Origin of the sequence: Mycobacterium sp. IS-2888 (assembly GCF_001954215.1) — a bacterium.
Lineage (GTDB): Bacteria > Actinomycetota > Actinomycetes > Mycobacteriales > Mycobacteriaceae > Mycobacterium.
The window spans coordinates 1-1013 of sequence record NZ_MBET01000091.1 but is presented as its reverse complement, the minus strand read 5'-3'; the positions used below and the strand labels follow the sequence as shown (position 1 = coordinate 1013).

The window sequence follows — 1013 nt, the reverse complement described above, 5'->3', positions numbered from 1 at the left end:
TTGCTCGGGTGGCTGGTGAGCATAATGCGACGAGTTTCATGGTGGTGCAGGCCGGGTTGGCGGTGTTGTTGTCGAAGGTTTGTGCCAGTTCTGATGTGGCGGTGGGGTTCGCGGTGGCGGGTCGGGGTGATCCGGCGCTCGATGAGTTGGTGGGCTTTTTCGTTAACACGTTGGTGTTGCGTACCGATGTGGGTGGGGATCCCAGTTTTGCGGAGTTGTTGGCGCAGGTTCGGGTGCGCAGTTTGGAGGCGTTTGAACATCAGCATGTGCCGTTTGAGGTGGTGGTGGAGCGGCTCAATCCGGCTCGGTCGTTGGGCCATCATCCGCTGATTCAGGTGATGTTGGCCTGGCAGAACTTCGCCGGTCATGAGGATCCGGCGGCGGGTTTGGTGCTAGACGGTGTTGAGGTCAGCCCGATTCCGTTGGATACCCATAGCGCGCGTATGGATCTGGCGTTTTCGTTGGGGGAGCGTTTCACCGAGGCTGGTGAGCCCGCCGGAATCGGTGGGGCGGTGGAATTTCGCACCGACGTATTCGACCCGGAAAGCATCCAGGTGCTCATCGAGCGGTTGGAGCGGGTGTTGATGGCGATGACCGCCGATGCGGGGCGGCGCGTGTCGTCGGTGGATGTGCTCGACCAGTCCGAACATGCCCGCTTCGATGAGATCGGTCACCGGGCGGTGCTCAGCGCGGATGCCACAGCGCCGGTGTCGGTTCCGGAGTTGTTCGCCGCGCAGGTGGCCGCCACTCCGGAGGCGGTGGCGCTCAGTTGTGGTGAGCAGTCCTGGACTTACCGCCAACTCGATGAGGCGGCTAATCGGTTGGCGCATTTGTTGGTTGGCCGGGGCGTGGGTGCTGGGTGTGTGGTGGGGGTGTTGCTGGCGCGCTCTCCACACGCGATCGCCGCGATCACCGCGGTGCTCAAAACCGGGGCGGCGTATCTGCCCATCGACCCTGAACATCCGCGGGAGCGTATCGAGTTCATGCTCACCGATGCCGCGCCGGTGGCGGTG

General features: G+C 63.3%; 1 protein-coding gene. It reads left to right on the top strand.

Features of this window, described 5'->3' with window-relative positions:
• A partial coding sequence (locus A5745_RS16820) for a condensation domain-containing protein (RefSeq protein ID WP_139329661.1) occupies window positions 1–1013 on the top strand: 1013 nt, incomplete at both ends.